Origin of the sequence: Microvirga sp. (genome assembly GCF_014699075.1) — a bacterium.
Taxonomy (GTDB): Bacteria; Pseudomonadota; Alphaproteobacteria; order Rhizobiales; family Beijerinckiaceae; genus Microvirga.
The window spans coordinates 375,238-397,134 of the sequence record NZ_JACXAB010000004.1 but is presented as its reverse complement, the minus strand read 5'-3'; the positions used below and the strand labels follow the sequence as shown (position 1 = coordinate 397,134).

The window sequence follows — 21,897 nt, the reverse complement described above, 5'->3', positions numbered from 1 at the left end:
CTCGGTTCGGTCAAAACGGCGCTGCCAGAGCGTCAGCTGTGTATCGGCGACGTGTGGGTGTGAAAGGCCTTCAAGCGCCTGAATAGGGGCGTGTCGTAATTCGAGGGCGTCTCGATCTCGCCAGTGATCCAGCCCAGCAGGTCCCGGTCCGTCACCTCGATCAGACGCTCGAACTCGGCAAGATCCTCCTCGGAGAGCTCCCCGATTTCCGCATCGGCAAAGCGGCCCATGATCAGGTCCATCTCCCGCATGCCCCGGTGCCAGGAACGGTACAGGATCTGCCTGCGGCGAATATCAAGGCCGGCGCTGCTGCGTGTTGTTCCGCTCATGACGATGCTCCGATCTGATAAGTGGCCGTCGCCTCCGGCTGACCTAGCGCATTGTGCGGACCCAGAGGGCCGCGTCAGCGAAAAGTGGATCCGGTTTTCCGCACTGAACGATGCGCCGTATAGAGGATTGAGCATCGGAGTCGATCCCAAAAGTGCATTTCACTTTTGGGTCCGATGCTCTAGCCGCTATATAACCATCTCCCTTCCAGTTGCCACCCATTTGAATGTCACTGCGTCCTTCCATTCTCGATCCGCTATTCGCCCCGGCCAACACCCTGCCAGGGGTCGGCCCAAAGATCGCTCCCCTGCTCGACCGCCTCCTCGGCGAGCCGGGCAAGCCCACGCGTGTGGCAGACCTTCTGTTCCATCTGCCGAGCAGCGGCATTTCCCGGGAGATGAAGGGCTCCGTAGCGGATGCTCCTGTCGGCGAGCCGGTCACCCTCTCGGTGAGCGTCGTCGCGCACCGCCCGCCCCCGCCCGGCCGCCGGGCGCCGTACCGAATCCTGGTGGAGGACGAGACCGGCGATGTGACGCTGATCTTCTTCAACGGTCAGAAGGCCCGCCTGGAGAAGATCCTGCCCGTCGGTGAGCGCCGCTATGTCTCCGGCAAGATTGAACTCTGGGAGGGCCGCCGGCAGATGGTTCATCCGGACCGGATCCTCGACGACCGTGGCATCGAGAATCTGCCGGCGGTCGAAGCCGTCTATGGGCTCACCGAGGGTCTCTCATCGCGCATGGTAGCCAAGTATATCGGTGCGGCCCTCGAAACGGTCCCGAACCTGCCCGAATGGCAGGATCCAGCCTGGATGGGCCGCAACGCCTTGCCCGAGTTCCGGCAGGCGCTCTTTGCCCTCCACAGACCTGACAATGCGGCGCAGCTCTCAGAGGAAGCGATCGCCAAATCCGCCCCGCGCCGGCGCCTGGCTTATGACGAATTGCTTGCCTCGCAGCTTGCCCTCGCCCTCGTGCGAAGCCGCATGCGGCGGCTGCCGGGCCGGGTGAATGCGGGCGATGGGCGTCTGGTCGAGCGCCTGAGATCCGCCCTGCCCTTCGGACTGACGGCATCGCAGGAAAAAGCCGTCGAGGACATTCGCCACGATCTGGTTTCCGACAAGAAGATGCTGCGGCTGCTACAGGGCGATGTAGGATCGGGAAAAACCGTCGTCGGCCTGCTCACCATGGCCAGTGCCATCGAGGCGGGGCGTCAGGCGGCCATGATGGCGCCCACCGAAATCCTCGCCCGCCAGCATTACGAGCGGCTTGCGCCGATGGCCGAGCAGGCCGGCCTGACCATCGCGCTCCTGACCGGACGTGAGAAGGGTGTCGCGCGCCGAACGATTCTCGCGGGCCTTGCTGACGGCAGCATTCAGATTGCGGTCGGCACCCATGCGTTGTTTCAGGAAGGCGTCGCGTTCCATGATCTGGGTGTTGCTGTCGTGGACGAGCAGCACCGTTTCGGGGTGCATCAGCGCCTGGCGCTCGGCTCCAAGGGTGAGGCCGTCGACATCCTTGTGATGACCGCGACTCCGATCCCGCGCACCTTGGCTCTCACCTATTTCGGCGACATGGACGTGTCGGTGCTGAGCGAGAAGCCGGCGGGCCGCAAGCCCATTTCGACAAAGCTCATCGCCATCGACAGGCTCGACGAAGTGGTGGGCGGAATCGGGCGGGCCATCGCCAACGGCGATCAGGTCTACTGGGTCTGTCCGCTTGTGGGTGAATCTGAGTCCATTGACCTCGCTGCCGCCGAGGAGCGGTTCGAGTTGCTGAAAGGCTTCTTTGGCGACCAAGTCGGCCTCGTACATGGAAAGATGGCGGGCCGGGACAAAGACGCCGCCATGGAGCGGTTCTCGGGCGGTGAGACCAAGATCCTGGTCTCCACCACGGTAATCGAGGTAGGCGTCGACGTGCCGAACGCCACCATCATGGTGATCGAACATGCCGAGCGCTTCGGCCTCGCGCAATTGCACCAGCTGCGCGGGCGGATAGGACGCGGCTCGAAATCCTCGACATGCCTGCTGGTCTACAAGGGCCCACTGGGCCAAGTCGCACAGGCGCGACTTGAGATGATGCGCCAGACGGAAGACGGCTTCCGCATCGCCGAGGAGGATCTGCGGCTGCGCGGTGAAGGCGAAGTGCTCGGCACCCGTCAGTCGGGCACCCCCGGCTTCAAGCTGGCCCGTCTTGAGGTGGATGGCGACCTCCTCGGCGCGGCCCGCGACGATGCCCGCCTGATCGTTGATCGCGACCCGGACCTCGTGAGCGAGCGGGGGCAAGCCTTGCGAGTGCTGCTCTACCTGTTCGAGCGCGATTCCGCGATCCGGCTACTGCGGGCGGGATAGACCTGAACGGTTGAAGACACGCCCCGTCATGGCCGGGTTTGTCCCGGCCATCTCGCTGCTGTGAAGCGCCAGGCTTTTCCAATCGAGATCACCGGCACAAGGCCGGTGATGACATGAAATAAGTGCCTATTCCACCGTCACGGACTTGGCGAGGTTGCGCGGCTGGTCCACGTCCTTCCCCATGAAGACGGCCGTGTGATAGGCGAGCAGCTGGATCGGGATCGAGTTGATGATTGGCGCCACAATAGGATGCACCGATGGCATCACGATCGTGGCCATGGTGTCGAGACCGGTTTCCAGGGCACCCTTCTCGTCGGTGATCAGAATGATGCGCCCGCCGCGGGCTGCGACTTCCTGCATGTTGGAAACGGTCTTTTCAAAAATGGTATCGTGGGGCGCAATGACGATGACCGGCATCGTCTCGTCGATCAGCGCGATGGGGCCGTGCTTCAGCTCGCCGGCCGCATAGCCTTCCGCATGGATGTAGGAGATCTCCTTGAGCTTCAGGGCACCCTCCATCGCAAGGGGGTACGAGGTGCCGCGTCCGAGATAGAGAACGTCCTTGGCCTTGGAGAGTTCGCGGGAGAGAACCTCGATCTGATGCTCGCGCTTGATCGCTTCGGTTATCTGGCCCGGCACGGCAATCAGGGCGTTCACCAGTTCCTTCTCGTCCTCGGCACTCAGCGTTCCACGCGCCCGGCCGGCTGCGATGGCGAGAGACAGGAGCACGGTCAGCTGGCAGGTGAATGCCTTGGTCGATGCCACGCCGACTTCGACGCCAGCAAGGGTCTGCGCAACCACATTGCTCTCGCGAGCCATGGTGGATGTCGGCACGTTCACCACGGAGAGCGTATGCTGCTTCTCGGACGTGGCGTAGCGCAGCGACGCCAAGGTGTCCGCCGTCTCGCCCGATTGCGAGACGAAGAGCGCCAGACCGCCCGGCTCCAGAGGAGCCTCCCGATAGCGGAACTCGGACGCCACATCGATCTCGACCGGAATACGCGCCAGACGCTCGAACCAATATTTCGAGATCAGCCCCGCCAGATACGCGGTGCCACAGGCGGAGATCGAGATACGATTGAGGTTCTTGAAGTCGAAGGGCAATTCGAACGGCAGCTCAACCCGTTCACCCGAGAAGTTGACGTAGTGCGCGAGCGTGCGCCCCACGACCTCAGCCTGCTCGTGAATTTCCTTGGCCATGAAGTGGCGGTAGTTGCCCTTATCGGCCATGAAGGATCCGGCCGGGATTCTGTGGCGGGCCCGCTGCACGGAACGTCCGGATTCATCGTGAATATCGGCGCCTCTATGGGTCAGGATCGCCCAGTCGCCATCTTCCAGATAGGCGACGCTGTCGGTGAACGGCGCCAGCGCCAAAGCATCGGAGCCGAGATACATTTCGCCGTCCCCATAGCCGATCGCGAGAGGAGCGCCGTGGCGTGCGCCGATCAGCAGATCATCCTCGCCGGAGAACAGGAAGCCGAGCGCGAACGCACCGCGCAGGCGCGGCAGAGTGACGGCAACGGCCTCGATCGGCCCACGGCCCTGGCGGATCTCATAGGTGACGAGCTGGGCCACAACCTCGGTGTCGGTCTCGGTCTCAAACCGGATGCCTTTGGCCTCGAGCCCGGTCTTCAGCTCGCGGAAATTCTCGATGATGCCGTTATGGACAACGGCCAGTTTGTCGGTGGCGTGCGGATGCGCGTTGGTCTCGTTGGGCTTGCCGTGGGTCGCCCAGCGGGTGTGGCCGATGCCGATGACGCCGGAAAGAGGAGATTGGGAAAGCTTGGTCTCGAGATTGCGCAGCTTGCCCTCGGCCCGCCGGCGGTCGAGGCGCCCCTCCTCCAGAGTTGCGACGCCGGCGGAATCGTAACCCCGGTATTCAAGCCGCTTGAGCGCCTCCACGATCTGGGGAGCGACCGGCGTTTTCCCAATGATTCCAACAATTCCACACATGATGAAGAACTTCCTTTTGTAACGCGACCAACGCTACGCTTAACGCCTCTCTTACAAAGGGAGGCCTCAAGGGCAGAATCAACTTGCGTAACCTATTGTGACAAACGGCCTTATTTCTTCTTGGCGGCTTGAGCCTTTTCTCGGAATTCGATGGCCCAGCCCTCTTTGACGGTCTGACGTCCTCGGCCAAGACCTAAGGCATTATTGGGGATATTGTCCGTAATAACTGAGCCGGAACCGACGAATGCACCCTTGCCTATGGTAATGGGGGCCACCAGCGAGGAGTTGGAGCCGATGAAGGCGCCCTCGCCGATTTCGGTCCGGTGCTTGTTGAATCCGTCGTAGTTGCAGGTGATGGTGCCGGCTCCGATATTGGCCTCGGCGCCCACACTGGCATCTCCGAGATAGGTCAGGTGGCTGACCTTGGCGCCTGCCCCGAGATCCGTGTTCTTGATCTCGACGAAGTTTCCGACCTTGGCCTTAGGGCCGATCATTGCACCGGGGCGCAGGCGGGCGAAGGGACCGACTCCTGCCCCAGAAGCAATCCGCGCTCCTTCCAGATGGCTGAAGCTGTGGATGACGGCTGCCTCCTCCACCACCACACCCGGACCGAAGACCACATGCGGCTCGACCACCACATCCTGCCCGAGCCGGGTGTCGTGGCTGAAGAACACCGTCTCCGGAGCAATCAGCGTGACGCCGGACGCCATGGCGGCTTGGCGCAGGCGGTCCTGGATCATGCGCTCGGCGGCTGCGAGCTGCGCCCGGTCGTTGACCCCATGCACCTCTTCCTCCGACACGACGGCAATGGCCGTCCTGTGGCCCAGGCTGCGGGCGATCTCGACGATGTCGGTGAGGTAGTATTCTCCTTTGGCGTTGTTGTTCTCGACCCTGTCGAGGAGGGTGAGAGCCAGATCGCCCCGGATCGCCATCAGCCCGCCATTGCACAGGGTAATCGCCCGCTCGGCCTCGCTGGCATCCCGGTGCTCGCGAATGGCCAGAAGCTCTTTGCCCGATGTGATGAAGCGGCCATAGCCGGTCGGGTCCTTCGCCTCGAAGCCCATGGCGACCACGGCGGCCCCTTCCGCTAGGGGCGCCCTCAGCTTTGTGAAGGTCTCGGGCAGGATCAGGGGCGTATCGCCGAACGCGATGATCACATCGTCGACCGGCTGCGCCAGCGCCTCCCGGGCGCTCAGAACGGCATGAGCGGTCCCGAGCCGGTCTGTCTGAACGAAGATCCTGGCCTCGGCCGAGATCTTCTGAACCTCCCTGGCCACGTCCTCACGATCCGGACCGACCACGACGGCGGTGCTCGTGGCGCCTGCCTGGGTCAGGGTCGCCAGGACATGGCCCAACATGGAGCGGTTAGCGACCTGATGCAGCACCTTGGGCTTTGCGGATTTCATCCGGGTGCCCTCGCCTGCTCCAAGCACGATAGCCAGGCAGCTCCGAGACGAGACTTGGGAGGCGTGAGACAGGGTCATACAGTTTCAATCCGGTGGGGCACTGCCGTGCAGCTAAATCAGAAGGGGTAAATCGGCAATCGTTTCGTGAGCAATCAGGCAGTTTGCCCAATGGCCGCGTTTACTTCGTGCTCACAATTGACGATATGTATAAAGCATTCCACTTGTCTGGCTGAAGAGCCTTCGTACACGCAAGAGTATTACTGTGCCGGTATCGCCAAGGGGTCGATCCCCCTTCCATCCTCGCCGGCGCGACATGCTGGCCTACATCGGTGCCTCCGTCGCCGGGCTGGCATTCGCGTCGAGCCTTAGGGCGCAGACGCCTCAAGAGACGATTTCAGCCAGAATGGGAGAGAATCAACGGTTCGATCCGGCGGTTGTGGTCGACATTGCGCGCCAGCTTGCCAAGAAGCCGTTTGCCCCTCCTCCGAACGACCTGCCGGATGTGTTCGCGAATCTGAACCCGGAGCAGTATGGCGCGATCCGCTACACGCAGCCGCCTATCTGGGCTTCTGAGAACCGTGGAATCTCAGTCGAGCCGCTCCATCGTGGTTTCGTGTTCCGGGATGCGGTCGAGCTTTTCATGGTCGAGGACGGAGCCGTTCGCCGCATCGGCTACCAGCCGTCCCAGTTCGAATTCGGCCGGGTCAACCTGCCGAACAATCTGGGGGATATCCGTTATTCGGGGTTCAAGCTGATCGCCCAGGTGGGCAACGGCCGGCCATTCGACTTTGCGGTCGTGCAGGGCGGCACCTTTTTCCGTGCGCTCGCCCGAGGTCAGAACTATGGCGCCATCGCACGGGCATTGACCTTACGTCCGGCCGAGGCCCGCGGCGAGGAATTCCCCGCCTTCCGTGCCTTCTGGCTCGAGCGACCAGCTGTGGGCAGCAACAGCATCACGATTCACGGCGTTCTCGATTCCGAATCGACGACGGGTGCCGTCCGCATGACCTTCCGCCCAGGCGACATGACCATCGTCGACGTGGAAACCACCCTGTTTCCGCGCGTCAACCTGGAGCATGTTGGCTTAGGTGGCCTCGCCTCGACCTATCTTTATGGGGCGAACGACCTTCTCAACTCGGACGACATTCGACCCGCCGTCCACGATTCATCGGGCCTTCAGATGCTGAACGGCTCCGGCGAATGGCTCTGGCGGCCGCTTCACAATCCGGAGACGCTCCAGATATCCGCCTTTGTCGACAATGCTCCCCGGGGCTTCGGTCTGCTGCAGCGCGAGCGGTCCTTTGAGGCTTTCCAGGACGACGATCAGCGGTTCGAGCGTCGGCCGAGCGTCTGGATCGAACCCCTCGGAGATTGGGGCCAGGGCAGCGTGCAGCTGCTGGAGATCCCGACCGACGCCGAGATCAACGACAACATCCTCACCTACTGGCGTCCGAGGGCACCCATGGCGGCCGGGTCGGAGGTTGCGTTGGCCTATCGGCAGTACTGGGGTTGGAGCGCGCCGGAGCGCCCGCCCCTCGCGACTGTGACACAGACCCGGTCGGGCCGAGGCAGCGGAGCCCGGCGACGGCGGTTCACGGTGGACTTCTCGGGCGACATGCTGGGTGAGAATCTGCCGGCGGACCTAAAATCTGTCTTAACCGTTGGCCCTGGAACGTTCCAAAACCTCAAACTTTTGCCATATCCTGAGAGAAAGACAGTACGTGTCGCATTCGAGCTTGACCCAGGCAACGAAAACGCGTGTGAGATGCGCCTGATCCTTGAAGCAGGCGGGAAACCGATTAGCGAGACATGGCTGTATCGTTGGACACCGTAAGTCACGATTCGAACCCGAACGTAGCTGCTCTTGAGCGGCCCACCGCCGCTATGCCCCCCGAAAAGCACCTCGATATGCCGACCCAGTCGCTCCGGCACTGGTCGGCGTCGGAAGAGCGCAAGCCTGTCCTGCAGCACCCGAAACTGGGAACTTGGCTCGCGCGCCTTTTCGTTTTTGGCGGCGGTCTCCTGATTACGGCCTACGGTACCTGGGAGATGTATCAGGTCGTGTCGGTCAGCCGCACCACGGCTCTCCAGTGGGTGCTCCTCGGCCTGTTCACGGTCAATTTCTCGTGGATCGCCGTTGCGTTCACCAGCGCGCTCCTGGGCTTCCTCGCTTTGCTCCGTCGCCCAGGACATGGGGGCCCACTGCCTTCGACGCTCCAGCAGAAGACCGCCATCGTCATGCCGGTCTATAACGAGCAGACCGACCGCACCTTCGCGGCCCTCGAAGCGATCTATGAATCGGTTCAGGCGACAGGGCTCGGGGACAGCTTCGACTATTTCATCCTCTCGGACACCACGAACCCTGATGCCTGGGTTGCGGAAGAGCGGGCTTTCCTGGCGTTGAGAGAGCGCCTGGGACCCGGGGCTCGGTTCTACTACCGTCACCGCCAAAAAAACCATCACCGCAAGGCCGGCAACATCGCCGATTTCGTCTCCCGCTGGGGCGGGCATTACGAGCACATGCTGGTGCTCGATGCCGACAGCCTCATGACCGGCGAGTGCATCGTGCGCCTGGCTGCCGCCATGGAAGCCGATCCGGATGCAGGCATCATCCAGTCCCTGCCGCTCATCATCAACCGCAACACCTTGTTTGCCCGACTCCAGCAATATGCCGCCCGCGTGACCGGTCCTGTGATCGCCATGGGCCTTGCGGTCTGGATGGGACGCGACGGCAATTACTGGGGCCACAACGCCATCATCCGCACCAAGGCTTTCGCGGCTCATGGCGGCTTGCCGGACCTCAAGGGCAAGCCGCCCTTTGGTGGACACATCCTCAGCCACGACTTCGTGGAAGCCGCCCTGCTCCGCCGCGCCGGCTGGTCGGTCTACATGCTTGCGGACTTGCAGGGGTCCTATGAGGAAAGCCCGCCTTCCCTGATCGACCTGTCGGCCCGCGACCGGCGCTGGTGCCAAGGCAATCTCCAGCACATGCGAGTGGTTGCCGCCAAGGGCCTGAAGTTGCCGACGCGCCAGCACTTCGCCACCGGCATCATGTCGTATCTCGCCTCGCCGTTCTGGCTGTTCCAGCTGATCGTCGGTATCGCCCTGGTTCTGCAGACCACCTACATCCGGCCGGAATATTTCGCCCGTGATTTCCGCCTTTACCCGATCTGGCCGCGGTTCGACCCCGAGCGAGCCCTCACGCTGTTTGCCGTGACCATGGGGATCCTGCTTGCACCGAAGTTTTTTGGGCTGATCCTGATGCTGATCCGCGGGAGCGACCGGCGCGCCTCGGGAGGTGGAATCCGGTTGGTCATCTCCTCGACCATCGAGATCATCCTATCGGCTCTCCTAGCGCCGATCCTCATGCTCATCCAGTCCGGTTCGGTGTTCCAGATCCTGCTCGGGCGCGACACGGGCTGGCAGCCGCAGCGTCGCGACGACGGCTCCATTCCGTTCAAGGACATCGTCCGTCGCCACCGGGCCCATACGGTGCTGGGAGCCCTTGCCGGTCTCTCGGCATTCATGATCGCCACGTCCCTGTTCCTGTGGATGTCGCCGACGATCATCGGTCTGCTGCTTGCGATCCCGCTCTCCTGGCTCAGCGGCCAATTGGGAGCAGGTCTCGCCTTGAAGCGGCTTGGGCTTCTCAGGACGCCCGAGGAGCACCAGCCTCCGGCCATCGCCACGCGCGCCAACGAGCTTCAAGCCCGCAACATCACCTTCGGCTTCGACGACGCGGACAGCCTGAGGGCCATCTACGAGAATCCGACCCTCAGGGAGCGTCATGTCGAGATGCTTCCGCCGGCCCCGCCTCGCAAACGTGGGATCATCGAGACGGAGCGTGCGCTCGCGGAGGCTAAACTCGTCGATGCCGAAACCATCGACGATGCGGTGAACTGGCTTCACAACAAGGAGCGCATGGTCGTCCTCCACGACCGCGCACTCATCGACATGCTGGTCCACTTGAAGCCCAAACCAGCCGAAGCGCAGGCCGCGGAGTAGCTCGGATCCGGGGCTGTCACGCCCCGGCTTCCATGGGGATGATTGCGGACGTCTTTTCCGCATCCCCCGCCACTTCACTCAAAACCCAGTCGCGGAACGCTTCAATCTTGGCGGAGCGCCGGCGCGCTTTCGGGTAGACCAGCCAGTAGCCCCGTTCGGACGTGGCGAGCAGGTCGAACGGCTGAACGAGACGACCTGCCGCGAGATCCGCCGGGAAGAAGTAGGGGTTGATCAGGGCAAATCCCTGCCCTGCCATGGCGGCCATGCCCTCGAACTGCTGAGCGCCGAGATAGTTGTCGGGGCGCTGCGAAGGATCGAAGTCCTTCACCCCTGCGGCAGAAAACCAGTCCTGCCACCAGGGATCGTTCGGCGAGATGATTGGAAATCGCAAAATATCGGATGGTTCTTCGAGCGTGATGCCCTGGAGCAGCGTGGGGCTGCAGACCGGTGTGAACAGGTTCGGAAACAGAAGATGCGCCTCCAGCCCGGGCCAGTTCCCGTTGCCGCTTCTGATGCCTAAGTCGAAGTCGCTCTGGCCGAAATCCACCACCTGCCCCGAGATATTGATCTGAACGGCAATATCCGGATGGAGCTGCTGAAAGCGCCCCAGCCGGGGTACCAGCCAGTTTGCCGCAAAGGTGGTGAGCGTCGAGATCGAGAGTACGGTTTGAGCCGTTGCTTCAATGCCCGCAAAGGCAGTGCGCAATGCTTCGAAAGCCTCGGTCACGGCGGGAGCAAGTTGCCGCCCTTTGGCCGTCAGGCTGACTTGGCGCGGCAAACGGACGAACAGCGGCGCGCCGATGCGGTCCTCCAGAATTTTGATCTGGTAGCTCACGGCGGCCTGTGTCATGCCCAGTTCCTCGGCTGCCCGGGTAAAGCTTTGGTGCCGCGCCGCTGCCTCGAAGACCCTGACGGCGCTCATGGGGGGAAGTTTCGACAGCATCTTGGGCATAGATCATCCATAAGGCTGCCTTATGCCAGCCTATTGGCATTTGCTTTGTCAAGCTCCTGAAACGGGAGCACCTTACAGATGCTGGATCGAGGGCTTCGGAAGCCCTCTGGCGAAACAAATCGGTAGGCTGTCATGAGGTACGAAGAGACTCGCCGCTCGCGCGGTATCGAGAACGCTTGGCTGCGCCTGAAGCTCTGGCTCCAGCCAGGGCTTCTCAGGACCGATACGGCTATCTGGGATCTGAGCCACCTGTCTGATCATGAGCGGCGCGACATCGGTCTGCCCGACCCTGTCCGCTACATGGATTGGCGAACCCTGAAAGATCAGAAGTAGCTTTCGCGATCAGGAGGTCAGGCGGCTCGGCTTGAGCTCTCCGCTCTGTTCCAGCAGGGAGTGGCCGGTGGAGGCGATGTGAGCCTCGATGCGCTTCAGGTCACGGACGATGTCGAGCTGAAGCGTGCCTGTGTCCCCTGCAGTCCGGCCGGACCGAAGCTGATCGAGATGCTTCTGTGCCACCGCGCGCTCGAGATCCCGGAAGCGCTCCTTCTCGGAGACGAGCCTGCGAGCCGAGCCGATGTCCTGGAACATGAGCACGGAGGCGGCCAGCTGCAGGTGCTCCAGCAGCTTGGCGTGCATGCTGGTGATGTCGTCCAAGCTGTCCTTCGGCAGGCGCAGGTGGTTTTTGATGCGTTTGGCGGCAAGCTCCATCAGGTTCTTGTCGATGATGTCGCCCACATGCTCCAGATTGATCGCGAAGGCGAGGATGTCCGAGAGGCGTTTCGCCTCCGCCTCGTTCAATGCTTCATGGTTGATGGAGCTGAGATAGCGCCTGATGGCGCTGAATAGGCGATCCAGCACGTCGTCTGTGCGGCTGACCTGATCAACGCGGCTGATGTCGTCTTCCCGGAACAGATCCTGCGAGCTGCGCAGCATCGCATCGACCGTATCGACCATCCGCAGAACCTCACGGGCTGCGTTGGACAGGGCAACGGACGGCGTGTCCAAGGCATCCTTGTCCAGATATTGCGGCACTCCTGGGTCGGAGGCCTGGAGCTTCTCAGGAAACAGCCTGACGAGCAGCTTTGCGACCCATGGCAGTGGCAGAATGAAGAGGGCGGCCAGCGCCACATTGAAGATCGTGTGAAAGTTCGCTGCGAGACGCGATGGATTCGGGTCGATCAGCGTGATGGCTGATAAAATTGGCTCGATGAGAGGCAACGCCACGGCACATCCGACGACCCGCGTGGCCAGGTTTCCGATCGGCACCCGGATCTTGGCCGGATCGCCTCCCATGGCTTCCAGGAAGGGATTGAGTGCGCTGCCGAGATTGGCGCCGAGCACCATCACGAGAGCCGCGGACGGTCCGATCACGCCGGCTGCGGCCAGGGACATGATCAGCAGCATCGCGGCCACGCTGGAATGGGCGATCCACGCAAAGAACGCCGACAGGAAGACCAGGATCAGCGGATCTGAAGCGATGGACGCAAGGAGCTCCTTCAGGACAGCCGAGTTCTCGATCAGATGGATCGTCTCGCTCAGCAGGTGAAGCGACAGAAGCATCAATCCAAGGCCGATGGCAACGCGACCCAGATCCTTCGTCCGGCTTGTTTTCCCGCGCCGGAAAGCCATGAAGCCGCCGAAGACAAGAACCGGGAAGATCAGGGAAACATCGAAGGACAGCACCTGTACGATCAGGGTGGTGCCCACATTGGCCCCCAGCATCACGGCAAGAGCCGGAACGATGTCCACCGCTCCCCCGGCCGTGAAGGACGCCACCATCAGGGCTGTGGCCGTACTGCTCTGGAGAACGGTGGTGACGCCGACACCGGCCAGAAAGGCTTGCAGGCGGTTTCTCAGCGCCACCCCCAGGATCCAGCGCAGATCGCTACCGAAAGCGCGCTGCACCCCGCTATTGACCATGGTGATGCCCCAGAGAAGCAGGGCAATCTCACCGAACAGGTGGATCAAGACGGATGTAGCAGACATTCAGCCCTCGAAAACCCAAAGAGATGGCACAATCGACCTGCTTATCCTTCAAAAGCTAGGATCGCAATCAGGTTGCCGGCTAATCATGATGGCGGGTGCGAGAGCGCCATAAAATTCTGCCGGTTAGGGCAGATTGAAATGCGCCTCGATAGCTAAGGGGAATCTAATCCTAATTGCCTAATAAGTTCAAAGATTTGAACCTGCATACCCTTCCAGGGACGACCGAATGTGGATGTGGAACAATTTGGCTACTCCGAACGCATGCCCCTATCCCCGAAATGACGTCTGCTCTTTTCCACATTTAGCCGGTACGCATGAGTATCCGGCGCGGCCAAGTCTTAAGGGTTGCATTCTTGATAGACGGTATTTCAATAGTGAGTTTGCGAGGATGTGAGATGGGTTTGGACGATCCATTTCCGATTGAGAAATGCTCCGGACGAGTCCGGGGGGCCATCCTGGCAGAATTCCAGGGGCGGTGTCCTACGATCCGCGAGGTCGCCAGCATCTCCGATGCCCAGTGGCTGACTGTGCCTAATATTGGCCCGACGACCCTGGAGGAATTGCGCAGCATGGCACAACCGCTGCCGAATGGAGAAGATGGTGCCGCTGCCTCCCAGATGCCGGACCATGAGATCCTGTCGCGATTAAGCCGGCTGCAGCGGGAATTGAATATCTTGGTCGGCGCGATCCGAACAAGACTGAATGCCACTCACTCCAGAAGAAATCCGCACAGATAAAAGCGTTGGTGTCTTTCCCTTTCAGATATCCGAGCGACCGCTTTGTACCTGCATAGTGAGGATTGGCTTTGGTATCCAATGGTTTCTTAGCGGAACCTCACTGTTATACGATGCAATGAAGTTGCATCTACGAATAATGTTAAAAGACAAGCTTATGTGTGCCTTGTATAGAGACTTTGGCAGCGATTGACTTTGCGTCATGAAAAGAGTTGATGGATCCCAAAATATGGAGTGGCTCGCTCTGACCTCACTGCGTCAGCTAACTCTTGTCTGGGGCAAGTTTCATGTCTGGCGTGGTTCGAGCGCTCGAGTTCATCATCAACAAGGATGAACTGATCGGTAACACCGGTTCCGAATACGAAATCGGCACTCCTGCAGTTAATTTTCTCGTTGAGCAGCTTGCAGACGGCACCCTCCGGTTGACTGCAACCATCCTGGATAATGACGCCAATGGGACTGAGGAAACTGCCGATCTTCGCGGCATTTTCTTCCATGTTGCAGGTGTCGAGAACGACCCTGCAGACGAAACTTGGCTGAAGGGTCTCTCGGTTGTGGGAGCCGCCGGTTTCGAACCCATGATCGAAGGCCAGCTGTTCGACGCGGATGGGGTCGAGTCTGTGCCGGGCAGCGGCAACAGCGACACCATGAAGGGTCGCCCCCTCACCCCCTACGATGTGGGCATCGGCATCGGAACGTCCGGCATGGGACGGGATGACATCAAAACGGTCTCCATCATCCTGGACCACGCCACCGACAACCTGACCCTCGAGCATCTGGCGCAGCAGGGCTTCGGCGCACGTCTCACGAGCGTCGGCCCGGACGGTGCCAAGCGGGAGGACAGTCTGAAGCTTTGGGGACTTGCGCCCGCAGCACCGATCGTTGCGAACCCGGCAGCACCGACTGGGTCTCTTTCAGGGCGAGTTTGGCTCGATCTCGACCAAGATGGTCTGCAGGGTGACAGCGGCCAGGAGAATGGCCTGCCCGGTATCGAGGTCAATCTAATCGATTCCAGCGGCAAGATCGTGTCGACTGTCACTACGAACGAAAATGGCGAGTATCGCTTGGGTGATCTCTCGTTCGGAACCTATGACGTTCAGTTCGGCAAGGGGCCTGTTGGCACATATCAGTTCACGGCAATGAATGCCGGCTCGGACGAAGCCCGGGACAGCGATGCCGACGCAAGCACCGGCCGTACGGGATCCTACACGATCAGCGAGACGCTGAGGCACGTCACGGCCGTAGACGCCGGGTTGTCCAAGGTTGACGTTCAACCCCCTGCCCCGACTCCTGTGAAGGAGATCGGAAACGACGATCTCATCGAGGCAGGCGACCACGACGACTTCATCCATGGCGGCAGCGGCAATGACGAAATGCAGTGTGAAGGCGGCAACGACACGATCTACGGCGGCACGGATCGCGGCGAAATTGCCTTGAACCCCGGCAACGGAAAGCTGAACAAGGTTCTCATCGGCGACAACCTTTACGGCAACGACGGCCACGATACCTATCGCTATGCCAAGGGCGATGGCGTCGACATGATCTGGGACTTCAGGCCCGGCGACGATGTCATCGAGCTTTCGGGCTATTCCCTCAAGGATATCAAGGCAACTTGGGTCGGCAAGGTTGCGAACTGGATCGATACGCCGAAGCACACCAAACTTGCGCTGACGTTCAGCGATGGCGGCGCCATCGTCTTCAACGACTACTCGGGACTGGACAGCAGTTCGGCCGCCGTCCTTAAGCTAAGCGACGGCACGGTGGTCAAGTTCGCAGATCTGGTTGCACTGGCTGGCAGCAAGCCTGCCAATGCCGATGCCAACGACGAGCGGCAGGTCGCCCTTCGCAAATACGAATGGCGGGATCTCGGCAAGGGCCAGAACGGCTATGGCGGCAATGACCGGGACAAGCTGATTGGCGCAAGCGGTGACGACAATCTTTATGGCAATGAGGGCGTCAACGGCCTGAACGGCAAAGATGGCAACGATCAGCTGTTCGGAGGCAACACCCGGGACGTCATGATCGGCGCAAGCGGCGATGACATCGGCTATGGCAATGGCGGTGACGATCTGATCGTTGGCGGAGCCGGTTCCGACAGGCTCTATGGCACGGGCGGTGCAGATTATATCTTTGGCGACGAGATGCCCCTCGGCTTCGTCCTGCCATCCACCTTCTCGGGCGATCTCGCTTGGCTGCAGGAGGAGAAGACGCTCGTCACTTCCTCCAGCATGACGCTCGCTGACGATGTGAGCAACATCACGGCTTCCGGCACAACTTACCTCAGCCTCACCGGCAACAAGTTGAACAACGTGATGATCGGCAACGCCGGCAAGAACGTGATTGCAGCTGCCGAGGGTGACGACATGGTCTTCGGTGGTTACGGCAACGACGTCCTGGCCGGGGGCACCGGCAGGGACAAATTTGTGTTCAATGAACGGCTGGGCAGTTCGACGACCGACAGACAGGTAAACTTCGATACGATCACCGACTCCAAGGTGAAAGACGATGTATTCTACCTCGACGACGCCGTGTTCAAGAAGCTCGGCAAAGGCTCGCTCGATAAGCCGTCGCAGCTGAACAAGAGTTTCTTCACGGTCGGTACAATGGCCAAAGACAAGAACGACTACCTGGTCTACGACAAGGCCTCAGGCGTTCTCTCTTACGATGCTGATGGTTCAGGGACGAAGATCAAGGCAGTCGAGTTCGCCAAGATCGGCGCAGGCCTCAATCTGAAGTACAGTCACTTCTATCTGATCTGACGATCCGAAGGATCCTAACTGATCTTCACGGCGGCAGGTGCCCAGGGAACTCGCACGTCCTTTTTGAAAGAAGTGCATGTGAAGATCTCCTTCAGATTGAGAAGGGCAGCACGGCACGTGTCCCGGCATGCTGCTGATCGAACTCGATAGCGGATTGCAGATTGGACGCCATGGCCTTCACGATCTTCGTGCCAAGGCCGCTTCCCTGCACTTCCCCGTCGCCCTTCCAACCAATGCCGTCATCCTCGACCACAAGGACAGCCTTCTCGCCGGAGGACGACAGGGCAACCCGAATGTCGCCGGAAGCACCCTCGGGATAGGCATACTTGAAAGCGTTGGTGACGAGTTCTGTCACGATGACCCCAACGGAGACGGCCTTGTCGGTGGGAATCGCGATCGGCTCCGCCAGAACCCTGATCGTATGCACGCGACCGGCAGCCCTCATGGCGCCTTCCAGTTCCTCGACCAACCCTTGGAGATAGGTGTCCATCTCCACGAAGCGAACGTCGTTAGAGGTATAAAGACGCCGGTGAATCTGCGATATGGCCGTTATCCGGCTCTGGGTTTCGGTGAGGGTGTCCCTTGCGATCGTATCGTTCCGCAGTGCTCTCTGCTGCATGGCCACAAGAGAGGCAACAAGCTGCAGGCTATTGGCGACCCTATGGTTGACTTCGCGAAGGAGCATCTCCGCCCGCTCCCGCGCCGCACGCATTTCCCGCTCGGCCGCTTCTTTCTCCCGTCTGAGACGAGCCGCTGCAAGAGCCTGCTCGGCAGCCGTGCGGAGAAGATCAAGGAAGACCCCACCCACATCTTTGATCACATAGTCCGCCGCACCCGCCTTGAGAGCGGCAACCGCAATCCGGCCTTCATCGGTGCCGGTCACGTAGATCACCGGCGGAGGATCGGGGAGCTTGTGGATCTCCGTGAGGACTTCCAGCCCCTCCTTGCCCGGCATGAAGTGATCCAAAGCGATCACGTCGAAACGCTCCGTGGCGAGCTGTCTCAGTCCCTCGTCGCCACTCAACGCATGTCTGACATGGAAGCCGTGGCGCGAAAGGGCTCGCTCGACAAGGCGACCAAGGCCGTGGTCGTCATCGATGTACAGGAGCCGGATCGGCGGGCTGTCTGTAATGCCTTCAATCATAGGGTCTCTGGAACCTGGATAACAGACAGGAACAATCCCAGCTGGCGTATGGCTTGGGAGAACGACTCGTACTCGACCGGCTTCGTGATGTAGACGTTGGCGCCGAGGTCGTAGCAACGCTGGATTTCACGCTGGTCGTCGGTGGTCGTGAGCACAACCACCGGCGCGCGCTTCAACTTCTCGTCCGCTTTCAGCTTGATGAGAATGTCCACCCCGTTCATGTCCGGCAGGTTCAGATCCAGCAGAACGAGGAACGGCCCGGCATTGCGAACATCGTCGCTGAACATGTGCTCTAGAGCGCTGGTCCCGCTCGCAAAGGTCCGGATCTCGTTGCAGACGCCTGCTCGGCGAATGTTCTTCTCGATCAGGCGAGCATGCCCCTCATCGTCCTCGACCATGATGATGGTGACAGGCTGCTGCTGGGGCATTAGGCGGCTTCCGAATTCGTGCTGATGTATTTTGGCAGAACTACCGTGAAGGTCGAGCCCTCACCCGGTCGCGAGGACACGGTGATCGTGCCGCCAAGCCTTCGCACGAGCGCACGCACATGTGCAAGTCCGATACCCTCCCCCTGCTGGTCCTGAACGCCGGAGCGTCGGAACAGGTCGAAGATCCGCTCGAAGTCCTTGGGGGCGATCCCTCGACCGTTATCCTCGATTTCGAACCGGACACTCGCTCCAAGGTCACTGCCTCGGACGACGATCCGCCCAGGGCGGCCAGTGTCTAAGTACTTGACGGCGTTGTCGAACAAATTCCCAAAGACCTGCTCGATGGCAAGCCGATCGCTTGTGAGGTCCGGGACAGCCTCGATGACCAGCTCCGCGCCGCGCTCCTGGAGCTGATGTGCGACGCTTTCGCACTGGGCCTCAAGCAGCTGGCGCATGCCGAGCGGCTCCGGCATGAGAACGCGCCTTCCCTCGCGGGAGAGTTTCAGGATAGCGTTGATCAGCTTGTCCATCTTGACGGTCGAGGAACGGATAAACCCGATCGCCTCCGGCAGGTCCGTCTCAACAGCCGTCTGGGTCTCCGCGGTGACCAGCTGAGGGTCCTTCGCAAGAACATGCCGATAGAAGCGCTCCACCTCTGTTTGTGCGGCCTCGAGCTCACTGGTGAAACCCATGACGTTGACGAGGGGCGCCCTGAGATCGTGGCTCACGATATAGGCAAAGCGCTGGATTTCCTCGTTGGCCTCATCCAGTTCAGCCACGCGTTCCGTCAGCATCGATGCGAGCCGGCGTGTCTCCTCCTGAGCCATCTTGAGGTCGTGGATGTCCGTGCAGCTGCCGTACCACCGAGCGATGCGCCCCTTGTCGTCGCGAAGCGGCTGGGCCCGGCCAAGAACCCAGCGATACTCGCCCGAGCGATGCCGAAGGCGGTATTCAATGTGGTAGGGCTCCCCTGTTTCCAGGCATTGGCGCCATACACCCCAGGCCCTGTCCTGGTCATCCGGATGGAACATGCCGTTCCATCCTTCTCCGTCCGTCGTGCCCTCGGGAACGCCCGTGTATTCGTACCAACGTTGATTGTAATAGTCATGGGAGCCGTTCGGCTGCGTTGCCCAGATCATCTGATCGATGGAGTTGGCAATGACCCGGAAGCGTTCCTCGCTCGCGCGCAGAGCCTGCTCATTCCGCTTCTGCTCGGTCACATCATGACCCTGGACGAAAATCCCGGACACCTTACCGTCCGTGTCGAAGATCGGCTGGTAGACGAAATCGAGAAAGCGCTCCTCCGGAGCGCCGCCGGAGCTTGGCTCAAGGACGATCCTGATGCTCCGGCCGACGAAGGGCTGTCCGCTTTGATGCACGCGGTCGAGCAGAGCCAGGAAACCCTGCTCGACGACTTCAGGCAATGCCTCCCGGACGCTCTTTCCGATGATGTTCTCACGGCCGATCAGCCGCAGATAGGCGGCATTGGCCATCGTAAAAACATGGTCCGGGCCGCTGAGGGCCGCCATGAAGCCGGGAGCCTGCTCGAAGAGACCCCGCAGGTGCTGGCGCTCCTCTGTCAGAGCCTGATTGGCCTCCTGCACTGCCTGCGCCCTGCGGAGCATCCCCGTCTCGATCAGAACGGACGGCCCGGACGACAAGCCGGAGCTTTTTGCGAGAACCCGCAAACGCTGCAGCTCGGTCACATCGACCGTATGCTGAAGGATGAAGGTCATCTCGCCCGCATGATTGAAGAGCGGCGTGTGAGACGCGCTCCAGAAGCGTTCCTCGAAGCCCTGGTCGTTGGGAAGGGGAATAGCGTATTCGATGATGGGAATATGATCGGCCACCCTCTCGCGGATCACCTTCTCGAAGGAGCTCCGCAACTGTCGATGGCCTGAGGAGGCCGGATCGCTGGGAAAGGCCTCGAACATGTTGCGCCCGACTAGATCCTCCCGCTCGCGCATGGTGACCTTGAGGTAGGCATCGTTCATCCCGACGATGTTGAGGGAAAGGTCCAGAAGCACATAAGGATTGGGGGATGCGCTGAACAGCGCCTCAAAATTGATTGTCTTCAAAAACTTGCGCTGGACAGCAGCCAGCCTCCCTATCTGAGCCGGGCGGAGCTTATGCGTATTTAGGCGCAGTCTCGCCGAGAGCCATGGGAAGCACCCAATACAACCGGGTCTGTGACGGAATCGACACTCTTCGTGGCGCTTACGCTACGACCGGCACCTAGCCAACCCCGCGACCGCGGCGCAACAAAACCTTGGCCACAAGCGTTCCGCTGCTGAGCCGAGGTTCATTGCCTGCATGCAAGAGGGTTCAGGGTTGATGACGAATGGAGCAGGCACATCAGCGCCTTTCCCTGAGACAGGGCAGTTCGCCCAGTTGCAGGCGCGCCTGGCCCCCATGTTCCGCGGCTTCTCGGATCAGGATGCTCCCCGCACGGTCATCATTGTTCCGAGCCTGACCATGGATCGGGAGGTTCTCGCCAACATCTCGGGCGTTCACCACTACGAAGAGCGGATGCTCTGCTATCTGATGCTCCTGCGGCTGCCCCGGACGCAGATCATCTATCTGACAAGCCACCCGGTACCGGAGCCGATCATCGACTATTACTTGCATTTGCTGCCGGGCATCCCGGCGCAGCATGCCAGGAAACGCCTGACCCTTCTCTCCTGTCACGACGGTTCGCGCACCTCCCTGACCGAAAAGATCATCGAGCGCCCTCGCCTGCAGCAGCGGATCCGGGACGCCATCGCCGATCCGGCCGCCGCCTACATGATCTGCTTCAACGTGACGGAGTTGGAGCGCGACCTTGCCCTCAGCCTCGACCTGCCGATCTATGGCTGCGACCCCGACCTGCTCTCGCTCGGCTCCAAGAGCGGCTCAAGGAAGATCTTCCGTGACGCCGGCATCGCGATGCCCGAGGGGTTTGAGGACCTCTTCACGCCGGATCAGATCGTCGATGCGCTGTTGGAGCTCAAGCACCGTCGGCCTACCATCAGGCGAGCGGTGGTGAAGCTCAATGAAGGGTTTTCGGGCGAAGGCAATGCCATCTTCGCCTATGAGGGAGCACCGGAAGGCGCTGATCTGCGGAACTGGATCCGCAGCCGCCTTCCACACCTCGCTTTCGAGGCCAAGGATATGACCTGGGAGCTGTTCGAGGAAAAGCTCTCCGTCATGGGCGGCATTGTGGAGGAGTTCATCGAAGGTGAGGTCAAGCGATCCCCTTCGGCTCAGTTCCGCATCGACCCGCTCGGGCAGCTCGAGCCTGTCTCGACACACGATCAGGTTCTCGGAGGTGACAGCGGACAAGTCTTCCTCGGCTGCACCTTCCCGGCCGACGAGCACTACCGCCTCGAGATTCAGGAGGATGGCTTGAAGGCAGCCCGGACGCTTGCCGAGCAAGGCGTCTGCGGGCGCTTCGCCATCGATTTCCTGTCGGTTCTGGAAGGCAACGAATGGCGCCATTATGCCATCGAGATCAACCTGAGGCGCGGGGGCACGACGCATCCGTTCATGATGCTCGAGTTCCTCACGGACGGCTGCTACGACCCGGCCACCGGCAACTTCCTCACCCCGGCCGGTCACCCCCGTTGCTACTACGCCTCAGACAATCTTGAATCGCCGCTCTATCGCGGTCTCACCCCTGGCGACCTGATCGATATCGCGGCCATCAACAGGCTGCACTTCGATGGAGCCTGCCAGAAGGGCGTCGTCTTCCACCTGATCGGCGCCCTCTCGGAATTCGGCAAGCTCGGCGTTCTGTGCATCGCTCCCTCCCACGATGAGGCCAATGCGCTCTACCGCCGCACGACCGCGGTGCTCGACCGGGAGAGCACAACGGTCTGAC

The 21,897-nt window shown here is 61.1% G+C and carries 15 protein-coding genes; 7 read left to right on the top strand and 8 right to left on the bottom strand.

Features of this window, described 5'->3' with window-relative positions; genetic code table 11:
• Nucleotides 1-32 precede the first annotated feature (32 nt).
• Complete coding sequence (locus IC232_RS09445; RefSeq protein WP_190844665.1) at nucleotides 33-329, bottom strand: succinate dehydrogenase assembly factor 2; 297 nt, start codon at nucleotides 327-329, stop codon at nucleotides 33-35.
• 224 nt (nucleotides 330-553) lie between these two features.
• Here IC232_RS09445 and recG point away from each other — a divergent pair, with 224 nt between their 5' ends.
• Nucleotides 554-2,671 (top strand): ATP-dependent DNA helicase RecG, encoded by a 2,118-nt coding sequence (recG, locus tag IC232_RS09440; protein WP_190844664.1) that lies wholly within the window; start codon nucleotides 554-556, stop codon nucleotides 2,669-2,671.
• Between the two features lie 126 nt (nucleotides 2,672-2,797).
• On the opposite strand, the gene glmS is transcribed toward recG, so the two are convergent.
• Complete coding sequence (gene glmS, locus IC232_RS09435; protein WP_190844663.1) at nucleotides 2,798-4,624, bottom strand: glutamine--fructose-6-phosphate transaminase (isomerizing); 1,827 nt, start codon at nucleotides 4,622-4,624, stop codon at nucleotides 2,798-2,800.
• A 110-nt stretch (nucleotides 4,625-4,734) separates the two neighbouring features.
• Nucleotides 4,735-6,108, bottom strand: coding sequence for a bifunctional UDP-N-acetylglucosamine diphosphorylase/glucosamine-1-phosphate N-acetyltransferase GlmU (gene glmU, locus IC232_RS09430; protein WP_190844662.1), 1,374 nt, complete (start codon nucleotides 6,106-6,108; stop codon nucleotides 4,735-4,737).
• A 325-nt stretch (nucleotides 6,109-6,433) separates the two neighbouring features.
• Here glmU and IC232_RS09425 point away from each other — a divergent pair, with 325 nt between their 5' ends.
• Nucleotides 6,434-7,864, top strand: a complete 1,431-nt coding sequence (locus IC232_RS09425) for a glucan biosynthesis protein (protein WP_190844661.1) — start codon at nucleotides 6,434-6,436, stop codon at nucleotides 7,862-7,864.
• A complete protein-coding gene (gene mdoH / locus IC232_RS09420) occupies nucleotides 7,840-10,035 on the top strand; it encodes a glucans biosynthesis glucosyltransferase MdoH (RefSeq protein ID WP_190844660.1) in 2,196 nt (731 codons plus the stop codon). The genes IC232_RS09425 and mdoH overlap by 25 nt, the downstream gene beginning before the upstream one ends.
• A gap of 16 nt (nucleotides 10,036-10,051) precedes the next feature.
• Here the strand turns inward: mdoH and gcvA are convergent, their stop codons facing one another.
• Nucleotides 10,052-10,987 carry a transcriptional regulator GcvA gene (gene gcvA / locus IC232_RS09415; RefSeq protein WP_190844659.1) on the bottom strand — a complete coding sequence of 312 codons (936 nt, stop codon included), beginning with the start codon at nucleotides 10,985-10,987 and terminating at the stop codon, nucleotides 10,052-10,054.
• 132 nt (nucleotides 10,988-11,119) lie between these two features.
• On the opposite strand from gcvA, the gene IC232_RS09410 reads away from it, so the two are divergent.
• Nucleotides 11,120-11,320 (top strand): hypothetical protein, encoded by a 201-nt coding sequence (locus IC232_RS09410; protein WP_190844658.1) that lies wholly within the window; start codon nucleotides 11,120-11,122, stop codon nucleotides 11,318-11,320.
• Nucleotides 11,321-11,329: 9 nt separating this feature from the next.
• On the opposite strand, the gene IC232_RS09405 is transcribed toward IC232_RS09410, so the two are convergent.
• Complete coding sequence (locus IC232_RS09405; protein ID WP_190844657.1) at nucleotides 11,330-12,973, bottom strand: Na/Pi cotransporter family protein; 1,644 nt, start codon at nucleotides 12,971-12,973, stop codon at nucleotides 11,330-11,332.
• A gap of 395 nt (nucleotides 12,974-13,368) precedes the next feature.
• Here IC232_RS09405 and IC232_RS09400 point away from each other — a divergent pair, with 395 nt between their 5' ends.
• On the top strand, nucleotides 13,369-13,710 hold the full coding sequence (locus IC232_RS09400) for a hypothetical protein (RefSeq protein ID WP_190844656.1): 342 nt from the start codon (nucleotides 13,369-13,371) through the stop codon (nucleotides 13,708-13,710).
• Nucleotides 13,711-13,994: 284 nt separating this feature from the next.
• The gene (locus IC232_RS09395) at nucleotides 13,995-16,466 is read left to right on the top strand and encodes an SdrD B-like domain-containing protein (protein ID WP_190844655.1); all 2,472 of its coding nucleotides are present in this window, start codon (nucleotides 13,995-13,997) and stop codon (nucleotides 16,464-16,466) included.
• A 91-nt stretch (nucleotides 16,467-16,557) separates the two neighbouring features.
• On the opposite strand, the gene IC232_RS09390 is transcribed toward IC232_RS09395, so the two are convergent.
• The 3 genes from IC232_RS09390 to IC232_RS09380 are packed head-to-tail and all read right to left on the bottom strand — an operon-like array spanning nucleotide 16,558 to nucleotide 20,116.
• Complete coding sequence (locus IC232_RS09390; protein ID WP_190844654.1) at nucleotides 16,558-17,610, bottom strand: sensor histidine kinase; 1,053 nt, start codon at nucleotides 17,608-17,610, stop codon at nucleotides 16,558-16,560.
• Nucleotides 17,607-18,038: a response regulator gene (locus tag IC232_RS09385; protein WP_190844653.1), complete on the bottom strand. Its 432-nt coding sequence runs from the start codon at nucleotides 18,036-18,038 to the stop codon at nucleotides 17,607-17,609. Before IC232_RS09385 ends, IC232_RS09390 begins: the two co-directional genes overlap by 4 nt.
• On the bottom strand, nucleotides 18,038-20,116 hold the full coding sequence (locus tag IC232_RS09380; protein WP_190844652.1) for a PAS domain-containing protein: 2,079 nt from the start codon (nucleotides 20,114-20,116) through the stop codon (nucleotides 18,038-18,040). Before IC232_RS09380 ends, IC232_RS09385 begins: the two co-directional genes overlap by 1 nt.
• 256 nt (nucleotides 20,117-20,372) lie before the next feature.
• Here IC232_RS09380 and IC232_RS09375 point away from each other — a divergent pair, with 256 nt between their 5' ends.
• Complete coding sequence (locus IC232_RS09375; RefSeq protein WP_190844651.1) at nucleotides 20,373-21,896, top strand: peptide ligase PGM1-related protein; 1,524 nt, start codon at nucleotides 20,373-20,375, stop codon at nucleotides 21,894-21,896.
• Nucleotide 21,897 lies beyond the last annotated feature (1 nt).